This is a genomic window from Actinacidiphila oryziradicis (assembly GCF_005047355.1).
Taxonomy (GTDB): domain Bacteria; phylum Actinomycetota; class Actinomycetes; order Streptomycetales; family Streptomycetaceae; genus Actinacidiphila; species Actinacidiphila oryziradicis.
In genome coordinates this window covers 1-16,312 of the sequence record NZ_SUMC01000050.1, presented here as the reverse complement: position 1 = coordinate 16,312, position 16,312 = coordinate 1, and the positions used below count along the sequence as shown (strand labels likewise).

Annotated in this window: 14 protein-coding genes and 3 pseudogenes; 11 read left to right on the top strand and 6 right to left on the bottom strand. The window is 68.0% G+C overall.

The annotated features are described in order from the left end of the window. Positions 1-589: 589 nt before the first annotated feature. Positions 590-808, top strand: a pseudogene (locus FCI23_RS35290) (ATP-binding protein); the annotation flags it as partial. A 12-nt stretch (positions 809-820) separates the two neighbouring features. On the opposite strand, the gene FCI23_RS35285 reads toward FCI23_RS35290, so the two are convergent. Together FCI23_RS35285 and FCI23_RS35280 are read right to left on the bottom strand one after the other, a co-directional pair. Then, complete coding sequence (locus FCI23_RS35285; protein ID WP_136728253.1) at positions 821-1,684, bottom strand: 3-hydroxybutyryl-CoA dehydrogenase; 864 nt, start codon at positions 1,682-1,684, stop codon at positions 821-823. Positions 1,685-1,702: 18 nt separating this feature from the next. Next, a pseudogene (locus FCI23_RS35280) lies at positions 1,703-1,837 on the bottom strand (acyl-CoA dehydrogenase family protein); the annotation flags it as partial. Positions 1,838-2,037: 200 nt separating this feature from the next. Here FCI23_RS35280 and FCI23_RS35275 point away from each other — a divergent pair. Next, entirely contained in the window at positions 2,038-2,328 is a 291-nt protein-coding gene (locus FCI23_RS35275; protein ID WP_136728252.1) for a hypothetical protein, read from the top strand. Between the two features lie 6 nt (positions 2,329-2,334). Here FCI23_RS35275 and FCI23_RS35270 read toward each other — a convergent pair whose 3' ends face one another. Beyond that, the gene (locus FCI23_RS35270; RefSeq protein WP_136728251.1) at positions 2,335-2,946 is read right to left on the bottom strand and encodes a TetR/AcrR family transcriptional regulator; all 612 of its coding nucleotides are present in this window, start codon (positions 2,944-2,946) and stop codon (positions 2,335-2,337) included. 231 nt (positions 2,947-3,177) lie between these two features. Between FCI23_RS35270 and FCI23_RS35265 the strand changes: the two genes are divergently transcribed. After that, positions 3,178-4,809 carry an acyl--CoA ligase family protein gene (locus FCI23_RS35265; protein WP_136728250.1) on the top strand — a complete coding sequence of 544 codons (1,632 nt, stop codon included), beginning with the start codon at positions 3,178-3,180 and terminating at the stop codon, positions 4,807-4,809. 693 nt (positions 4,810-5,502) lie between these two features. Here the strand turns inward: FCI23_RS35265 and FCI23_RS35260 are convergent. Together FCI23_RS35260 and FCI23_RS35255 are read right to left on the bottom strand one after the other, a co-directional pair. Then, positions 5,503-6,963 (bottom strand): flavin-containing monooxygenase, encoded by a 1,461-nt coding sequence (locus FCI23_RS35260; RefSeq protein WP_136728249.1) that lies wholly within the window; start codon positions 6,961-6,963, stop codon positions 5,503-5,505. A 75-nt stretch (positions 6,964-7,038) separates the two neighbouring features. After that, positions 7,039-8,193, bottom strand: a complete 1,155-nt coding sequence (locus FCI23_RS35255; protein ID WP_136728248.1) for a serine hydrolase domain-containing protein — start codon at positions 8,191-8,193, stop codon at positions 7,039-7,041. A gap of 284 nt (positions 8,194-8,477) precedes the next feature. Here FCI23_RS35255 and FCI23_RS35250 point away from each other — a divergent pair, with 284 nt between their 5' ends. Continuing rightward, positions 8,478-9,941, top strand: coding sequence for an APC family permease (locus FCI23_RS35250; protein ID WP_246144369.1), 1,464 nt, complete (start codon positions 8,478-8,480; stop codon positions 9,939-9,941). 51 nt (positions 9,942-9,992) lie between these two features. On the opposite strand, the gene FCI23_RS35245 is transcribed toward FCI23_RS35250, so the two are convergent. Then, entirely contained in the window at positions 9,993-10,622 is a 630-nt protein-coding gene (locus FCI23_RS35245) for a TetR/AcrR family transcriptional regulator (protein WP_136728247.1), read from the bottom strand. An 88-nt stretch (positions 10,623-10,710) separates the two neighbouring features. Between FCI23_RS35245 and FCI23_RS35240 the strand changes: the two genes are divergently transcribed. From FCI23_RS35240 to FCI23_RS35210, 7 genes and pseudogenes are all read left to right on the top strand, one after another. Further along, on the top strand, positions 10,711-11,451 hold the full coding sequence (locus FCI23_RS35240) for an SDR family NAD(P)-dependent oxidoreductase (protein WP_136728246.1): 741 nt from the start codon (positions 10,711-10,713) through the stop codon (positions 11,449-11,451). 41 nt (positions 11,452-11,492) lie between these two features. Further along, the gene (locus tag FCI23_RS35235; RefSeq protein ID WP_136728245.1) at positions 11,493-12,689 is read left to right on the top strand and encodes an acyl-CoA dehydrogenase family protein; all 1,197 of its coding nucleotides are present in this window, start codon (positions 11,493-11,495) and stop codon (positions 12,687-12,689) included. After that, positions 12,686-13,735, top strand: coding sequence for a phosphotransferase family protein (locus FCI23_RS35230; protein ID WP_136728244.1), 1,050 nt, complete (start codon positions 12,686-12,688; stop codon positions 13,733-13,735). Before FCI23_RS35235 ends, FCI23_RS35230 begins: the two co-directional genes overlap by 4 nt. Before the next feature lie 82 nt (positions 13,736-13,817). Beyond that, positions 13,818-14,363 (top strand): hypothetical protein, encoded by a 546-nt coding sequence (locus tag FCI23_RS35225; RefSeq protein WP_136728243.1) that lies wholly within the window; start codon positions 13,818-13,820, stop codon positions 14,361-14,363. A gap of 4 nt (positions 14,364-14,367) precedes the next feature. Beyond that, complete coding sequence (locus FCI23_RS35220) at positions 14,368-14,877, top strand: hypothetical protein (protein WP_136728242.1); 510 nt, start codon at positions 14,368-14,370, stop codon at positions 14,875-14,877. A 73-nt stretch (positions 14,878-14,950) separates the two neighbouring features. Further along, complete coding sequence (locus tag FCI23_RS35215; protein ID WP_136728241.1) at positions 14,951-15,823, top strand: hypothetical protein; 873 nt, start codon at positions 14,951-14,953, stop codon at positions 15,821-15,823. Then, positions 15,717-16,312, top strand: a pseudogene (locus FCI23_RS35210) (integrase core domain-containing protein); the annotation flags it as partial. The gene FCI23_RS35215 and the pseudogene FCI23_RS35210, both read left to right, overlap by 107 nt.

The window sequence follows — 16,312 nt, the reverse complement described above, 5'->3', positions numbered from 1 at the left end:
GGAGGAGCGGCTGCGTCTGCTGGCGGCAGCCGACGGCCTGAGCGACACGGAGATGCTGCGTTACACGCTGCACCAGGCGGTGGCCGATCTCGGCGGGCTGGGCGGCATGGTGCATCTGGGCAGCGCGGGGGACGGCGGGCTCCGCCTGGCGGTGGTCAGCGGACTCCCTCCGCCCCTCGCCCAGGCGTGGGAGAACGTGGCGTGGGGCGAGACGGTGGCCCCGGTCCTAGCTGTGCGCGGCGGAGCCTTTCTGCGGCGTCCGGCCCGGAGCGTGGCGGCCCGGGTAGGAACTCGCGACGGGGGTGTGTCCGGGCAATCGGCCGAGCCGGGGCAATCGCCCAGGACATTCCTGGTGGGCACCGGGTTGGCGGCTGTCCCCCTGCCGATCGGAGCGCTGTCCGTCCTGATGGCCACGCCCGGTGAGCCGGATACGGAGAAGCGACTGTTTCTCCAGGCGCTGGCCGCCGAGCGTCTGCGGCGGCGAAGGTCCGACTCCCAGACACCGACCTCGACTGCCCCCATGGCCTGCTGGAGGCGGGTGCCGGACGGCTCCTGCCACCAGGCGGGGCTCACCGGACTCGGCGAGGTGAAGGGGCCCATCCAATTGCGTCTGCTGTGCGGCCAGTGCCTCATCTGCGAGGTCTCCGACGGCAGCCCGACCACACCCCGCATCCGCCGTGCGGCCGACACCGACGAGGGCGGCCGCGGGCTCCAACTGGTCGCCGCGGTCTCCCACCGCTGGGGAGCGCGCTACACGACCACCGGCAAGTGCATCTGGACCGAACAACTCCTGCCCGGCCGCCTCTAGAAAGGCCCTGCATCAGGCGCTGTAGTCGTAGAAGCCGCGTCCGCTCTTGCGTCCCAGTCGCCCTGCGGCGACCATACGCCGCAGCAGCGCGGGGGGCGCGTACAGCGGCTCCCTGTACTCGTCGTACAGAGAGTCGGCGATGGCCTGGGCGGTGTCGAGTCCGACGAGGTCGAGCAGCCGCAGCGGCCCCATGGGGTGGGCGCAGCCGAGTTCCATACCTCGGTCGATGTCCTCCGCACTGGCCGATCCGGACTCGACCATCCGGACGGCGGCGAGCAGATACGGCACCAGCAGGGCGTTGACTACGAAGCCCGAGCGGTCGGGCGCCTGGACGGTCACCTTGCCGAGCTGTTCGGTCGCGAAGCGGCGCGTACGGTCCAGGGTGTCCTCGGCCGTGGTTAGCGCGGGGATCAGTTCCACCAGTGTCTGCACCGGGACGGGATTGAAGAAGTGCATCCCGATGACCTGTTCCGGGCGCTCGGTGGCGACCGCGAGATCGACGATGGGCAGCGAGGACGTGTTGGTGGCCAGGACCGCCCGCGGGTCGGCGACTACCTTGTCGAGGGTCTGGATGACGTTGGTCTTGATGTCCCGGTTCTCGGCGACGGCCTCGATAACGAACTGACGGTCCGCCATGTTCCCCAGGTCGTGGGTGAACGAGAGCCGGGCGAGAGCCAGGTCGCGTACCTCCTCGCTGATCTTGCCGCGCAGTACGCCGCGGTCGAGGGAGCCGGTGATGCGCCGCCGGCCGGCCTCGGCGGCCTCACGGGTGGCCTCGGCGGCCAGGACGTCGATGCCCCTGAGCGCGGCGACCTCGGCGATGCCGGAGCCCATCAGGCCGCAGCCGACGACACCGAGACGGGCGATGGTTTCCATGGCTGAGTCCTTAGTGTCTTACGGGAGGTTGCGGGCCATGCCGATGCGCCGGACCTGGTCGGTGCCTTCGTGGATCTGTGTGATCTTGGCGTCGCGCATCATGCGTTCGACAAGCTGGCGGGCGGCTTCCAGCTTCATGGCCATGTCGGCGAGCCCGATGTCCGAAATCGCGGTCCATTGGTACATCCTTCGCGGCAATGACCGACACCGGCACTGAGTACCCTAATATAAGGGTACTCAGTGCCACACACAATGCCATGCCGCCCTGGGACCAGGTGTTATGTTTCACGTCATGAGCGAGCCGGGCCGAGAATCCCCTTTTCTCGGTACAGCGTTACCGCCTCACCAAGAAAGTGCCCGCCCTGCGCGCCCGCGAACTGTCGGTGGTCTGGCGGTACGAACACACCCTCGCCGACTTCCTGCGCGTCCGCTACGCCGCCCGACCGGACGGCACCGTGCGCGCCGACGTCGTCGCCGGGGCCGACCACGCGCTGGACTACGTACGCGGCGCCTGGAGCGAGGACCCGGCCGTGCGGGCGGCCGGCGGCCGGGACGAGGTGGACGCGATCGCGCTCGTCTCCCGGCGCGCGCGCCCCATGTGGCGGGTCATCCAGGGCGTCGACACCGCACTCGACAAGATCTGAATGAGGTCAGGCCGACTTCCGCTGACGGCGCCGCGATTCCACGAGCAGGTCGACTGACTCACAGGCCAGGGCAATGTCGGCATCCAACTGCGCGCGGTCGCGGTGCCCGTGCCACTGCAGAGCGAGACCGTCAAGGATCGACGTCACGATGCGGGCCAGCGGTTGCACAAGCTCCGCATCGTCGTCGGGTCGCATGTCTTTCCGGAGAATTTCGGCGAATCGGTCGATAAAGAGGCCGTATGCCCGCATGGCCAGCCCCGGGTGCTTTTTCTCCTGGCGCAATGCCCACGAATAGAGATCGAACTGTGCATGCGTATAGGCGTCGTTCTCGACGAACCAGTCCATCGTCGTGACAAGGAGATAAGTCGCGGCCTTGCCCAGGTCAGAGCTTTCCTTGGCCTCGCTTATCCGCTCAACCAGCCGGTCCGAGGCATATTCAAATACGGCGAAGAAAAGCTGTTCTTTCGTGTGGAAGCAGTAATGCAGCGTAGCGAGCGGGGCTTGGGCGGCCTCGGCGATACGCCGCGTCGTGGCACCGCTCACTCCGCGCTCGCCAATGACGCGGATCGTTGCCTCGATGTAGTCCTGTCTGCGCTGGTCTGCGGGAACCCGCGTCATCCTAGGCCCCTTCCTCGTCTGAGTCATATGAATGGGACGGACGACAGTCTAGCTGTCCCCTGCACTCAAGGGAGGTGGTTGTGACCCGACGAGCCTGGGCGCCCGCTGGCGCCGGTGCGCGGAAGCGAGCCCTGATTCACTGATCTAGTCACTTGACCAGAGCTTACGGCGCTGAATACCGTGATGACCGCTGTCCCGTTGTCTCTTGCCGCTGCTGCCGGGAGGACGTTCATGAACCCCGTCTCGCACACACCGCTGACGCCCCTGTCCTTCCTGGAGAGGACGGCGCGGGTGTGGCCCGACAAGCCCGGCGTGATCTACGGGAACAGGAGCCTGAGCTACGCGGAGCTCGCTGCGCAGGCGACCCGTGTGGCGCGAGCCCTGCAAGCGGGCGGGATCGGACCCGGGGACCGGGTCGCCTATTTGATGCCGAACGTGCCCGAGATGCTCATCGCGCACTTCGCGGTGCCGCTCGCCGGGGCCGTACTGGTCGCCGTCAACACCAGGCTCTCCGCCCAGGAGATCGCCTACATCCTCGACCACTCCGGTGCGAAGGTCCTGATCGCCGACGCGGCCTACCTGCGCACGGTCGCGGCCGCCGTGCGTGACGTCGAAACGGTCACCGAGGTTGTCGTACATGAGGACATCGAGGCGGGCGTGGGCACGGACGCGGCGGCGGTAGCGGCGATCGGGTCGCGGCTGGTGAGCTACGGGGACTTCACCGCTCGTGGCTCCGAGGAGCCCCTCGACTGGTCGGTCGAGGACGAGCTGGCGCCGATCTCCATCAACTACACCTCGGGTACGACCGGCCGGCCCAGGGGGGTCGTCTACACCCATCGAGGCGCCTACCTGAACTCGTTCGGAGAGATCGTCCACTCCTCCCACGACCAGGACAGCGTCTATCTGTGGACGCTGCCGATGTTCCACTGCAACGGCTGGTGCACGCCCTGGGCGGTGACCGGCATCGGCGGTACGCACGTGTGTCTGCGTGAGGTGCGGGGCGACGCGATCTGGCAGCTGATCCGCAAGCACCGGGTCACCCACCTCAACGGCGCGCCGACGGTGGTCACCACGATCCTGAACGCCGCCGAGGCCGGGCCGCTCGACTACCGGCTGGTCATCACCACCGCCGGCGCCCCGCCGAGCCCCACGACGATCCTGCAGATGGAGCGGATGGGCTTCGGGATCGTGCACGTCTACGGACTCACCGAGAGCTACGGCCCGTATTCCGTCTGCCAGCCGCAGCCGCAGTGGTCCGCTCTCCCGCCCCAGCAGCGGGCTGCGGTCCAGGCCCGCCAGGGCGTCGGCATGATCCAGACCGACGGGCTGCGGGTCGTGGACGTGCGGATGGCCGACGTACCGGCCGACGGCAGCACGATGGGCGAGATCGTCATGCGCGGCAACAACCTGATGTCCGGCTACTACCGTGATCCCAACGGCACCGCGAAGGCCTTCCGCGGTGGCTGGTTCCACAGCGGCGACCTGGGCGTCATGCACTCCGACGGATACGTGGAGCTGCGCGACCGCGCCAAGGACGTGGTGATCTCCGGCGGCGAGAACATCTCCACAATCGAGGTGGAGCAGGCGCTGATGAGTCATGAGGCGGTCCTGGAGGTCGCGGTGGTCGGAGTGCCGGACGAGAAGTGGGGCGAACGGCCGAAGGCGTTCGTCGTCCTCAAGGCGGGCCGTCAGGCCACCGAGGAGGAGCTGATCGAGCACGTACGGATGAAGATCGCGCGCTACAAGGTGCCGCGGAACGTCGACCTCGTCGCCGAGCTGCCGAAGACCTCGACCGGCAAGATCCAGAAGTACGCGCTGCGCGAGCCGGAGTGGGCCGGCCACAGCCATCGCGTCCAGGGCTGAGACCGGGCAAACCGAGAAGCCAATAAGAGGGCACGGAGTACCTTCACAGAGGGAACTGAGTGCCATAAAATGTGCTTGCGCGTGCCGATCCGCGCGAGAACCGGGCCCGACAGACCCCGCCGGCCACCGGGCCGCCCGCGCCGGCGCTTCTCCAGCTGCGCTCCGATCGGGCTTGCCGCAGCAGCACGGTAAGCATCCCGATCAGCGAAGGTCACTCGCGCCACCATGTATACGCCCGACGGACCTTCCCCCGCTGCCGAATCGGGGTGGACGGCCGAACAGCTGCTCAGCCTCCAGCGTCACGCCGGCCCGCGGACCGTCGTCCTTGCTAACGCCGTGGGTGCCCTCATGGGTAGTGCTGTTCGGCGTCGTACTCCCGGGTGTAGCCGTAGCCGCCGTGGACCTGGATCGCCACGTCGTTCGCCGGGAGACACCACTATGACGGCCAGCTCTTCGCGATCGGGGTGAGCCCTCGGCTCCGGTGAGCAGTCCAGTCCGCGGGCCTGCGCGAAGCACGCCTTGATGAAGTCGTTCCGGCCCATGTGATAAGCACGGACCAAGGGGTGCACGGGGGTGCCAAACTGCGCGAGACACAGGGCGTATTCGGCGGTGGCGGTGCGGCAGACCGGATCGGGCCGCCCAGGAGTTTCCACCCTCCCAGCGCGTGGAACGGTTCTTCCGCGTGCACTCGGCCTACCGGTAGTCACCGGGCCGGAAGCGCTTCGTCTGCCACCAGTACGAGACGGTTGTGGCAGGCCACAGCGTGTCGATGCGCCCTTCGGCCGACTGGTACCAGCTCCGGCAGCCGGACACCCACACGGTCTTCTTCATCTTCCGCTGGGTGTCGCGGTAGGCCTTCTCCTGTACTTCGGGGCGGAGTTCGACGGCCGGTATCCGCTTCGCGAGCGCATGCCTGATGGCCCCGACGATGTAGCGGGTCTGGGCCTCGATCATGAACACCATCGAGTTGTGCCCGAGGGCCGTGTTCGGGCCCAGCATCATGAAGAGGTTCGGGAAGGCCGACGTCGAGATGCCCAGCTTGGTCGCCGCCCCGTCCTTCCAGACGTCGGAGATCTCGGCGCCGCCCACCCCGAAGACCTTCATCGGCGCCATGAAGTCGGTCGCGGCGAAGCCGGTGCCGAAGACGATGGTGTCTACCTTGCGGGTCGTACCGTCCGTCAACACCACCGAATCGGCGGTGACTTCGGACAGGCCCGTGGTGACCAGTTCGACGTTCGGCCGCTGGAGCGCGGGGTACCAATCGTCCGACACCAGCCGCCGCTTGCAGCCGGGGGTGTAGTCCGGCGTCAGCCGCGCCCTCAGCTCGTCGTCCGGTACTGATGTCCTGAGGAATTCCAGCGCCCGCTGGTGGTAGCCCTCGACGACCTTGGGGTGCCCGAGGAATCCTCGGGCGAGCCGCTCGAACTCCCAGTAGGTACGCCACCGTTCGAGGCGCTGCACAAACGGCAGCCGCCGGTAGCGGCGACGGCGGGCCTCGGGGATCTCCTGGTCCTCCCGGGGCGTCACCCAGTGCGGCGAGCGCTGGAACACGTAGAGCTGCCCGGCCTGTGCGGCCACTTCCGGCACGAACTGGACCGCGCTCGCGCCCGTGCCGATCACCGCCACCCGGCGTCCGGTGAAGTCGTGGTCGTGGTCCCAGCGGGCGGAGTGGAACATCGTCCCGGTGAAGGACTCCAGGCCGGCGATCTCCGGGACGACGGGCTTGCTCAGCACCCCGGTCGCGTTCACCACGAAATTGGTCCTGATGGATTCGCCGGTGCTCGTGTTCACCGTCCAGGTGTTGCTGGGTTCGTCGAAGAGCATCTCCTCGACCTCGACCCCGAACCTGAGGTGCGGACGGAGCCCGTAGACGTCCACGACCTCCCGCAGGTACGCGTGCAGTTCCCGCCACGACGGGAAGAGCCGCGTCCAGTTCGGGTTCTGCCGGAACGAGTAGGAGTAGAGCACGCTGGGGACGTCACAGGCGGCTCCCGGGTAGGTGTTGTCCCGCCAGGTGCCGCCGACGTCCGACTCCTTCTCGAGAAGGACGAAATCGTGAATCCCGGCCTTCTTGAGCTTGATGGCGACGCACAGCCCCGAGAAACCGGAGCCCACAATGACGACCCTGGGCTGATCGCCCGGCTGATGAGTCATGGCCACCCTTCTGATCACACGACCTGATCGTATGATCAGAATGCGCGATGGTCCGATACGTGTCAATGGCGGGGTTCAGGACGTCCGCCGCTCCCCGAGCGAGTCGCGCAGCGCCGAAATCAGCCCTGCCACCCGCGGATCCGGTCCCCCCGTGGGATCCGACCTCAGCGAGTTCTGTACGTAGCCGAAACCGACCCGCTGATCGAGATCGGCGAAGCCGAGGGCCCCACCCACGCCTTCATGACCGAAGGAACTTCCCGACAGCATGGGCGTACCGGCCGTCGGCAGCATGAATCCGGTGCCGAACCGCGAGTCCAGACCCGTCACCAGGTCCCGTCCGGCGCTGCGCTCCGAAATCGCGGCGATCAGGGTCTTCCCGCTCAACAGCGGGGGCCTCCCGGGCTCGACGACCAGCGCCGCGTAGAGCCGGGCCAGCGAGCGGGCGTTGGTGATGCCGTTGGCCGCCGGGATCGACGCGCGGCGGATTCTCGGGTCGTTCCAGGTGGCGGCATCCGGGGTGCGGAACACGCCGTTCGCCGTCATCGCCCGGGTGAGCAGGGATGACGGGTCCTGCTCCGGAGGCTCGCCAATGAGCGCCGCGACGCGGTGTTCCTCGCGGCGTGGCAGGCCGATGAAGAAGTCGAGCCCCAGCGGACCGGCGATCTCGGCGGCGAACAGATCCTGGATCGTGCGACCGGTGGCACGCCGTACGACTTCGTCGAGCAGCCAGCCGTAGGTGAGGGCGTGGTACCCGAACGCGGTGCCCGGGGCCCAGAGCGGGCGCTGTCCGGCGAGGGCGCGGGCGGCGGTGCCGTACTGAAGGACCTCGTCGAAGGTCAGCCGGCCGTCGAGTGCGGGCAGCCCCGCCCGGTGGGAGAGGAGCATGCGGACGGTCGTGGCCGCTTTCCCGCCGCTGCCGAACTCGGGCCAGTAGCCCGCGACGGGGGCGTCCAGATCGAGCTCCCCGCGATCGGCGAGCAGGCAGCACAGGATGGCCGTGGCCCCCTTGGTCACCGAGTACGCCAGGCCGATGGTGTCCCGCGTCCATGGCCGACCGTCACCGGCGTCGCCTCCCCAGAGGTCGACCACCGGCTCACCGTCGACGCGGACGGCACAGCAGGCGCCCACCTCTCCGTATCGCTCGAAGTTCAGCTCGAAGGCCTCCCGTACGGGCTCGAAGCCGGGCGAGACGAACCCCTGGGCGAGCGCGCCCTGTGGCCGGATGGGCATGCTGCTCCTTCACCGAGGGTGGCGGACGGACTCCCCCAGGACCCTTGCGGGGCGGTGGCGAGCGTCGTAATCTAACGACCTGATCAGTTGACCACACATAGTGGAACGACCCCCGGTGGCTGTCAACCCGGGCCCGGGCAAGACCCGCACTCTCGATCCCGGGGCCTGGATTTCACCAAATTTCTCATAAAGTCTTGACACACCGCTTTCATGCCTCGCTACTGGGCCAACAAGATTCGCGAAAGTCTCCGCCGGGGGCGGGGCTGTCGTAAGAGAGGGTGCACATGAGTTCAGTGTCAGCGGCCAACGGGCCGACAGCTCCCCCAGCCGCACCGCCCCCGGAGAGCAAACTCCGCGGAAATCTCGGCACGGCACATCTGCTTTTCATGGTTCTCGCCTTCAACGCGCCACTGGCGGTCGTTGTCGGCTTCGTCCCCGTTGTCATCGGCTACGGCAACGGAATCGGCGCTCCGGTGGCCTTCGTCGCGGCTGGTGTCATCGTCGCCCTGTTCGCCGCCGGATTCACCACCATGGCGCGGCATCTCCCCAACCCGGGTGGGTTCTACGCCTACATCACCGCCGGTCTCGGCCGGGTCGTCGGTCTCGGCTCGTCATTCCTGGCGCTACTGTGCTACTACTTCATGACCATCGGCAGCTATGCCTACGGCGGCCTGGTACTCGAATCGCTCGTGCACGACACCTACCACGGACCCGACATCAAATGGTGGATATGGGTCCTTGTACTGCAAGCGGTCATCGGAACGCTGGGATATTTCAAACTCGATCTCTCGGCACGGATTCTCTCCGTGCTCCTGGTGTGCGAGGTCGTCATTGTTCTGGTCTATGACGCCTGCGTCGTGGCGCAGGGCGGTTCCGCCGGCCTAGGGGTTAGTTCGTTCACCCCGCACAGCATCTTCTCCGGATCGATCGGTATCGCCCTCCTTTACAGCATCACCTGTTTCGGCGGTTTTGAGGCGACCACCATCTTCCGTGACGAAGTGCGGAATCCCGACCGTATAGTCCCTCGGGCGACCTATCTCGTCGTCGGAGTGGTCACCTTCATGTACGCACTGGGCTCCTGGGTGTTGATCCAGGCGGTCGGCACCGCGAAGGTCGTGGCCGCTTCCGCGGCCGACCCGACCGGCACCTTCATGGCGAGCCTCGAGACGTACAGCGGCCGGGTCGCCGTCGACCTCGTCACTGTGCTGCTCAACACGAGCATCTTCGCCGCGATCCTGTCGAGCCACAACATCACGACGCGCTATCTGTACAACCTCAGCGCGGACGGCATCGTGCACAAGTCCCTCGGCACGGTGCACGGGAAGCACGGCTCCCCGCACCGCGCATCCCTGACGGCCAGCGCCGCCGCATTCCTGGGAATGGTGCCGTTTGTTGTACTCGGGGCCAATCCCTCGCAGTTGTACGCGGTACTCGTCGGCATATTCGGCTATGCGCTGATTCTGCTCCTGCTCATCACCGGGGTCGCGGTCCCTGTCTATCTCAGGCGGAACCGGGTGGCCGGGGCGAACTCCTGGAACTCTTTGATCGCCCCCGTCCTGGCGATCGCCGGGCTTGCCGTCTCGGTGGTCCTGGCCACACAGAACTTCCATCTGCTCATCAATGGTTCGCAGTCCCTCACGAATTCGATGTTCGCCGTGGTGTACGGCACCTTCGTGGTGGGCGTGGTCATGGCGCTCGTCTACCGCAGGACCCGGCCGGCGGTCTACGCCCGCATCGGCAGGCAATAGAGGAGAGCCGGCAGGGTGCGCGGAGCCCGTGAAAGCGGGCCCCGTACACCCTCATGAATCGACGGCCACCATATCCGGCTGCCGATCGGTGAGCAGCCTGATCGCGTAGTCCGCATAGCTGTACGCGACCTGTTCTGCGCTGTGCGGCCCATCCGTCCTGAACCACGCGGAGACGCCGATACCCATGTCGAGAATCGCGTAGGAGGCGAGCCGAGGCTGGGCGACATGGAATGCCCCGGTGGCACAGCCGCTTTCGATGACGGCACGCAGCCCCTGTTCGTATGTCTGGCGGAGGCGCAGCACCTGATCGTGATAGGGGTGCTCCAGATTCCCGATCTCCCGGTTGCCGACAAATGCCTGCTCGCGATGTGCCGCGTGATAGCGGACATGTGCCTCGACCATGCGCCGCAACTGCAGGACGACATCCCCGCCGGCGTCCCGCGCCGCCCGCTGGTCAGCGATCAGTGTCCGCATCGCCGCAACCATGATCTCGCCGAGGAGCGTCTGCTTCGAGCTGACGTGCCGGTACAGGCTCGGTCCGCGGATGCCGATCGCCGCCCCGATGTCGGCCATGGTCGTGGCGCGATAGCCACGTTCGGCGAAGAGTCTCAGCGCTGCGGCGGAGATGACCTGCGATTCAACCATGTCGCGACGATACCTGCTACTGACTGTTAGCAGCATCTGCCGGCCGTTCCGGCCAGCCTCTTGACGAATCACTGATCGGTTGACCAAGATGCTAGCTAATGACCATTAGCCCACTGGGAGCGACATGACAGTCCGGCGTACCGCGCTCGTCACCGGCGCGTCACGGGGAATCGGCAGAGCCATCGCGCAGCGCCTCGCGGCGGAGGGGTTCGACCTCACCGTGTCCGCCCGTGCCGATAGACCGCTCAAGGACACCGCCCACGAGTTGCGCGCGTACGGCAACCGGGTCGAATCCGTGTCCGCGGACATGGCCGACGAGACCCAGGTCCAAGCCCTTGCCGATGCGCATCTCGAACGGTACGAGCGCCTCGACGCGCTGGTGCTCGCGGCAGGAATGGGGGCCGGCGGAGAGCTTGCCGACTATCCCCTGCACCGGCTCGACACCATGATGACGGTGAACCTGCGCGCGCCGTTCCAGATGGTCCAGCGGCTGCTGCCGGCCCTGCGTACGGCCGGGTCGTCGCCGTCGGGCCTGGGTGCCAAGGTCATAGCCATCGCCTCGATCACCGGGGTCGCGAGCGAGCCCGGCCTGGCGGCGTACGGCGCGACCAAGGCGGCGCTGATCTCCCTGTGCGAGTCGATCACGGTCGCCGAGGGGGCGGCGGGGGTCAGCGCGACCGCGCTGTCACCGGGATACGTGGACACCGACATGACGGCCTGGGTCCATGACCGTATCGACCCGGCCGAAATGATCAGGACCGATGACATCGCCGAACTCGCCCTGGCCATCTGCCGGTTGTCACGCCATGCCGCCGTGCCCAACATCGTGGTCTCCAGGGCCGGAGGCCCGTTGTGGCGAGGGTGACCGTGACCAGTAGCTGTACGTACAGGATGGAGTCAGTGTAGATGTCCTTCGACTTTTCCCTCACCCCCCGGGTCGAGGAGTGGCGCGGCCGGATCGCCGAGTTCGTGGGCGGTGTGGTCATCCCGCGCGAACAGGAGGCCTTCACGAACGGCCTCGACGACGACCTGCGCCGCGAGCTCCAGGAGGCCGCCAAAGGGGCCGGTATCTGGGCGCCCCAGGCCCCGGCCGACCTCGGCGGAGGAGGGTTCCGCTTCGACGAGGCGGCGGTCCTGCTGGAGGAGGCCGGCACCAGCCTGCTCGGTCCGCTCGCGCTGGGCTGCGCCGCCCCGGACGAGGGCAACATCCACCTCCTCAACATGGTCGCCACCCCCGCGCAGCGCGAGAAATACCTCCTCCCGCTGGTCAACGGCGACGTACGCTCCTGCTTCGCGATGACCGAGCCGCCGCCCGGCGCGGGCTCAGACCCGTCCGCCGTGCGCACCCTGGCGACCAAAGCCCCCGGCGGCTGGACCATTTCGGGCGAGAAGCATCTGATCACCGGAGCCGAGGGGGCCGCGTTCTCCATCGTCATGGCGCGCGATGATGAGAGCGGCGGAGCCACCATGCTGATGGTCGACACCGACACCCCCGGCTTCGTGGTGAAGGAGCACGCCCGCACCATCGACTCGACCATGGTCGGCGGCCACTGCCGGGTGCTCTTCGAGGACGTCTTCGTACCCGACGACGCCGTACTCGGCGAGCCCGGACTCGGCTTCCGCTACGTACAGGTCAGGCTCGCGCCCGCGCGCCTCACCCACTGCATGCGCTGGCTCGGCGCTGCCCGCCGGGCACACGAGATCGCCCTCGGCCGGGCGGTCGACCGGGAGCTGTTCGGGCAGCGGATGACCGACCTCGGTATGGCGCAGCAACTCATCGCCGACAACGAGATCGACCTCGTCGCGGCCCGGGCGCTGCTGTGGCAGAGCTGCTGGGAGCTGGCCGGGGGGGACAAGGGCAACGAGTCGTCCTCGCGCGCGAAGGTGTTCGTCAGCGAGGCGGTCGGGCGCATCGTCGACCGCTCGGTACAGCTCGCCGGGGGTATGGGCACCAGCGAGGACCTGGTCATCGGCCGCGTCTACGCCGACATCCGCGCGTTCCGCATCTACGACGGAGCATCGGAGGCCCACCGGATGTCGATCGCCAAGCGCACCGCCCGCCGCGCCCGTACCGCCGCCGACAAGGGAAACGAGGTCCGGTGAACACCGAACTGCCTGGCCTGCCCGCCGGGAACGTCGAGAAGTGGCTTCACGAAGCACTGCCCGACCTGCTGAACGGCGGCCCCTGGCAGGCGGAAGTGATCTCCGGCGGCCTCTCCAACATCACCTACCGCCTGCACCTCTCCGGCGGAACCGTCATCCTGAGACGGCCCCCGCTCGGTGAAATCCTCCCCAGCGCCCACGACATGAAGCGCGAACACCGCATCCTCACCGCCCTGGCACCGACCAATGTCCCGGTGCCCCGCACCCTCGCGCTCTGCACGGATCCCGAGGTCCTCGGCCGCCCCTTCTACGTCATGACCGAAGTACCCGGCGACATCCTGCGCACCGCGCAGGACACCGCCAACCTCACCCCCGAGGCCCGCTCGGCGACGGCCGACGCACTCATGCAGACCCTCGCCGACCTGCACAGCATCGACCCGGCAGGCGTCGGCCTGGCCGACTACGGCCGACCGGACGGCTACTGCGCCCGGCAGATCCTCCGATGGGGCGAACAGTGGCAGCGCTCGCGCACCCGCGGACTGCCCGACATGGACGTACTCCTCAACCGGCTCTCCGACAGCGTGCCCGAGCACTCCGACGCCTCGATCGTCCACGGCGACTACCGCCTCGACAACACGATCATCGAACCCGGCGTCCTTCCACCCCGGATCGCCGGCGTTCTCGACTGGGAACTCTCCACACTGGGAGACCCCCTCGCCGATCTCGGGATGACCCTCACCTACTGGCATGACCGCGATGACACCGACCGGGCACAGATCCCCGTCGCAGTGGGCGTCACCACCCACGAGGGATTTCCCAGCAGCCATGAAGTCGCCGAGAAATACGCGACACTGACCGGCCGAGACCTCGGTCAGCTGCCGTTCTACCTGGCCTTCAGCGCCATGAAACTCGCCGTGATCCTCGAAGGCGTCCACGCCCGCTACCTCGGCGGCCGGACAGTCAGCGACGGATACGCGGGTGCCGGCGAAGCGGTGCCGTTCCTGGTGGCGAAGGGGCTGCGGCAACTGCGTTCGCTGGATTGGTGAAAAGGCCCTCATCGGCGCAGTCCATGACTTCTTCGCCACCCGGATCTTCGGCCCGGACCGCTGTGCGTTGCTTGCTGCCGACTTGGCGGCACCCGTCGACCCCGTACCCCTACCGGAGGACCGGACCGAGGCGCTCCAGGCACAGATCGCCCAGATTCGGATCAAGCAGAACCGGCTGATGGACGAGCTCACCGACGGCGTCGACGACGCGGATCAGGCGACCGCGGCGGCATACCGGCGGTCCATCCGCGAACGCTTCGGCGAGCTGGAGCGCCAGCGCGCCAAGCTGCAGGCCGATCTCGCAGCACAGGCCACCGCACTTCAGCCGTCGGCCACGGCCGCGGAGCTCCTGGAGATGCTGCCGGAGCTGACCACCGGACTGGGAGCGGTATCGGCGGAAGCGCAGCGCGAGCTGTACGACGCCTTCCAGCTCGAAATCCACTACAACCGGCCACGAGGCGAGGCATTGTTGAAGGTCACCATCAACGGCGCCACCGCGGAGGACCTGGCCCGCCGCACGAAGCGCTTGGCCTACCCCGATCGGGTCGGTCCGACAAGGGTGCGTTTCTTCCTGAGTGACGGTGGTGCTGTCGACGTGTCCGGCGGGGTGGTCTTCTCGTTGCGGTAGCTGGTTGATCGGCTGGCGTGGAGAGGCGGACTGGGTGGGCTGTGACGAGGTGCTCCGGCTGCTGCAGGAGCGGGAGGCGGCCTGTCTGGGCGAGGTGGAGCGGCTGCGCGGGGAGGCCGAGCGGATTGCGGAGCTGTTGCGGGTGTGCGAGCAGGAGTTGGCCCGGCTGTCCACGGCGCGTCAAGTGGTCGGCGAGCTGCCGGTGGTGGCGCATGTTGTGGCCTGTCCGGTCCGCCCCGAGGTCCCTGCCCAGCGGTCGGATTCGAGCAGGTGGCCGGCGGACGCGACGGACGCGGCCTTGGCGTTCGGCGAGCGGGCGCTGGGGGTGTTGGCCGGCTATCCCGGCCCGGTGCGCTGCCGACAGGTGGTGGAGGGTCTGGGCCTGGAGGTGACGGCGCGCAACGTCGAACGGGTCCGACACCACTTGAAGAAGGCCGTGGCTGCCGGCCGGGCTCTGTCCACCCCCGGGGGCCTGTTCACCCTGGCGCGTGCACGCACCGCGGCAGGCGGGTGAAGCCGCGTGCAAAGACGGGCCTTCCCCTTGTTGGCCGGGTTGAACAGCCTTGCCGAACAAGGAAGAAGACCCGGTGGCAACCTACCCCGCCCCGAGCTCTGCGGCCGACAACTACGCCGCCTCCCGGGCCCAGTTCGAGGCGATGACCGCTCGTTTGGGTGAGGCGGAGATGGCCTCCTGCACGCAGGAGACGCTCGAGGACTACCTCACCCACCATGGGCGCGAGCTCCAGCGCCTGCTCATGCAGGACCATCTGGACGCCCGTGCCCGCGGGGAGGAACGCCGCCCGGTCGTGGTCGGCGCCGACCAGGTGGCGCGGGTGCGGGCCGAGCGCGGCCACACCCGGCTGCTGGCCACCACGATGGGCCCGGTCGAGGTCTCCCGCATCGCCTACCGGGCCCCGAAGGCGCCCAACCTGCACCCGGCCGACGCCGCCCTGGCCCTGCCCGCACGGCGGCACTCCTTCCCGCTGCAGCGCGCCGTGGTGCACGAGGTCGCCGACCGGCCCCTGCGCTCGGCCCGCGCATCGCTGGCCCGCACCACCGGCCTGCCGCTGGGCACCCGCCAGCTGCAGGAGATCACCATCGAGGCCGCCCGCGACGTGCGCGACTTCTACGCCCAGCGCGCCGGGACGGCTCCCGAACCCGCTGCCGGTCCGGGCGGGCGGGACCTGCTGGTCCTCAGCGCCGACGCCACCAGCGTGAACATGATCCCCTCGGGCCTGCGCACCCCCGCCCCGCCCCGGCCCACAGGCCCGCAGCCTGTGGGGCTCGTAAAGTCATCGCTGCAGGTGAGCAGCGGTGTCCATGGTTGTCGGTGGTGGCTGAGAGGCTGTCCCGATGATCGTGTCGCTGTTGTACCGCGCTGCTCGCACGATGGTGTCGATACCGGCTGTCCTGCTGTGCCGGGATACCGCCAAGGACGCCGAGTTGTTGGTGAGGCATGAGAACACAGTCTTGCGCCGTCAGCTCAAGGGCCTGGTCCGCTACGAGTGGGCCGACCGGTTCTGGCTTTCCGTGCTGTCCTCGCTGATACCGCGCCGCCGCTGGGCCGATGTCTTCCCCGTCGCCCCCGGCACCTTGCTGGCCTGGCACCGCAAGCTGATCGCCAAGAAGTGGGACTACTCCGCCCGCCGCAGGCGTACCGGCCGACCCCCGACTGCGGCCGCGCTCAGGAATCTGGTGCTGCGTTTGGCCGGCGAGGATCCCCGGTGGGGACACCGAAGGATCCAGGGCGAATTGGCCCGGCTGGGCCATCCGATCGCACCGTCCACGGTCTGGGGGATCTTGAACGCCGCGGGCATCGGCCCGGCTCCGCGCCGGTCCGGTCCCAGCTGGCGCGAGTTCCTGACCGCCCAAGCCCAAGGGATCATCGCAGCCGATTTCTTCCCCGTGGACACCATGCTCGGAAAGCGCCTGTACGCCATGGCGTTCCT